This window comes from Bacillus sp. 105MF (assembly GCF_000374885.1).
GTDB classification, from domain to species: domain Bacteria; phylum Bacillota; class Bacilli; order Bacillales; family Bacillaceae_G; genus Bacillus_A; species Bacillus_A pseudomycoides.
Window position 1 is genome coordinate 1 of sequence record NZ_KB895657.1, and the last position, 3,317, is coordinate 3,317.

The window sequence follows — 3,317 nt, forward strand, 5'->3', positions numbered from 1 at the left end:
GATTCAGGACCAATCCCTTTTCTCTGCAAAACATGTGCCAACTGATTTGCCCGCGTATCCAGTTCACCATAGGTCCACTCTCTCATTTGATCGACTACTGCAATCGCATCGGGACGTCGTGCTACTTTGTCCTCAAATCTGTCGCAAATAAGACCCTCTTGGGACATTTCCATTGCGGTGTCATTCCATTCTTCCAGTAGTTGCTTCTGTTCTGTCTTCGTAACATACACCAGCTCCGACAGGGGTTGATCAACGTTCTCGATCATTTGCTTTAACGCCTGGCGTAAATGACCCAACATCCGTTCAATAGTTAATCCATTAAACTTGCTACGATCATACATCAGCTTTAACAATAACTGACTTCCTGGAACAACAGTCAATCCTAATGGATAGTGGGTTTGCTCTACTCCTTCCAAATCACCAATTTCTAGATTTCCTGAAGACTCCTCTTTCACCGGGTAGTTTTCAAACACATACAAGCTATGGAACAGCGGTGTCCCTCTTGGAACTTCACTCCATCCTTGAATCTCTGTCAAAGAAGCGTATTCATATTGTCTTCTTTCTATCTCTTCCTCTTGTATCTTCTGTAACCAATCCCTTACTTTCAGATCATCTGTCAATTGGATTCGCGTCGGTGATGTGGTAATAAAAGGACCTACGATGTGCTCGACATCAACAATCTCCGTAGGGCGTCCCGAGCTTGTTACACCAAAGACAATGTCGTTCTCGCCACTGTATCGGCTCATGAGATACGCCCACGCACCTTGAATCACCGTACTCAAAGTGAGCTTATTACGCTTCGCCCAGCTTTGTAACGCTTGGGTCTGCTCTTTTGACAAACAAACACCCTTCTCTGTATAGCCTTTTTCTTGCTCTTTACTCTCTAAGCCAAGCGGGGTTGGTGCTGTAAAACCTCTAAGTTTCTCTCTCCAAAATTGTTCCGCCTGCTCCTGCTCCTGCTCTTTCAGCCATTTAATATATTTCTTGTATGGCGATGACTTTGGTAAATTCACAGCCTCTCCGTTCATCCTCTTCTGATACACTGTAAGCAATTCGTTAAAGACCAGTGGCAAGCTCCATCCATCCAACAAAATATGGTGATGCGTCCAAACAACCCGATATTCTTCCTCCGCTTCTTGAATGACAGTCACCCGCATCAATGGCGCTTCATCAAAAAGAAAAGCTTGTTTTCGATCCGATGCCAAAAAGGCTTTTCGTTTCTCCTCTTTTTCTTCGACAGACAGCGCACGCCAATCCACTTCATTCAGCTTAAATGGGATATGATCATACACCACTTGTAAGGGCTCTTCAATTTCATCCCACACAAATGCTGAACGAAAAATTTCATGCCGCTGAATCACCGATTTCCACGCCTGCTCGAAAGTAAGGATATCCAATTTCCCTCTAACCAGGAAACTCAATTGCACCACATAAGGCGCTACATGTTCATTCTCTTGATCATGCAGTGTATGAAAGAGCATGCCTTCCTGTAAAGGCGATAGCGGATACAGGTCGGTAATGGGATGATTCTTTCCACGAGTCATCTTAGATAGTACTTTGGTCAAATCTGCTTGGGTGAGATTTGCCATCGCAAAATCCGAAATGGTCAGCGCAGATTCTCCATCCGAAGAGTAAATCAATCTACTCAGTTGATGGAGCATATTCTCTGCAACACTTTGAATGGTTGACTTCGCAAACTGTCCAACATTGTACACCCAAGTGAACTGAAGTTTTCCATCGGTTACAATTCCGATTACATCGATTAAATGTGATCGCTTGGAACCAGGAGCATGGTCTAAGCGCGTAAACCCGGTCTCCGGAACAACCATCGCATCGTCAGAGAACATTTGGTCAAATTGTCCAAGATAGTTAAAACTAATGGATGGTGTAGGCTGAGACTCCAATCGCTCACGCATCGCTGGATTCAAGTACCGCAAAATCCCATAGTCAACGCCCTTATTAGGAATTTGGCGCACTTGTTCTTTGACTGCTTTTAATGCTGTAATTAGCGTGTTGGCACCTGTAGTATTTAAGTGAACAGGATAAATACTTGTAAACCATCCTACAGTTCTCGATAGGTCAATGTCTTCAATAATCTCTTCTCGACCATGACCCTCCAGATCCACGGTCAGCGTCGAATGACCTGTCCATGCTGCCGTAGCCTGTACCAATGCTGCCAATAGTACTTCATTGATTTGGACACGATGGGTGCTTGAAATCTCTTGCAATAACGCACGGGTCTCTTTCTCATCCAGCACCACGGTAATCTCCTCAGTTGCTGCGTTTGCTGGATCTTCGAGGGTGACATCCACTGGTAGCATAGCCACTTCTTGTTCGAACTGCTGCTCCCAATAATCACGCACTTCTTGCGCAATCCCAGCTTCAGCGTAATGATGCAATTTCTCCGACCACGCTTTAAAGGATGTACTCTTCGTAGATAATTGGATCTTCTGATCCTGGCTCGCTTGATTATACGCCGTTTGTAGATCCTCCAGTAAAATCCGCCAAGAAACACCATCTACTGCTAAGTGATGAATCACCCAGAATAATCGGCCGGCTCTTTTCTCACCTTCATCAAAATACACCATCCTCATTAGCGGTCCTGCGTGTAAGTGTAAGCTTGCTTGTGCAGTGTCAATCTCCGTTTGAATCACTTGATGCCATTCTGCTTGCGGCACTTCGTCTAATGAAATCACGGTCAGCGTCGATTGTTCTTCGATCCCTTCGTTCCGCTGTTTCCAAGCTCCATCCGGTAAACGTTCATATCTTAAACGCAAGGCATCATGATGGATTAGAAGGGTACGCACAGCTTTCTCCAGTAATACTATATCCAGTCGCTCTTTTGTTCTAAAAAACATGGATTGATTCCAATGGTGTGGGTTAGGATGATCTTGTGCAAAAAACCATTGCTGGATTGGTGTAAGGATCAGTTCTCCAGTTACAACTCCCTGCTCTGCTTGTACACCCTGTTCTTCTTTGACTACTTGCGCCAACTCGGCAATCGTTTGGTGTTCAAACATTTGCTTTGGTGTCAAATGCAAACCTGCTTGCTTCGCACGAGAGACAATCTGAATGCTGAGAATCGAGTCTCCACCAATTTCAAAGAAGTTATCATGGATTCCCACCTTTTTAATCCCTAATACTTGCTTCCAAATGGTAGCCAGTGTTTCTTCTTTACCATTCCGGGGTGCAACACATTCACTTTCAATTTCCCTCTCCTCCGGTACAGGCAAGGCCTCACGATCAACTTTACCGTTAGCAGTTAGTGGAATAGCTTCCATCATCAAAAATCCTGAAGGAACCATATGGCTTGGTAG

At 44.7% G+C, this 3,317-nt stretch carries 1 protein-coding gene; it reads right to left on the minus strand.

Annotated elements, in window-relative coordinates; all coding sequences use genetic code 11:
- The coding region (locus tag C564_RS0131170; protein ID WP_018768194.1) for a condensation domain-containing protein at positions 1-3,317 on the minus strand (3,317 nt) is incomplete at both ends.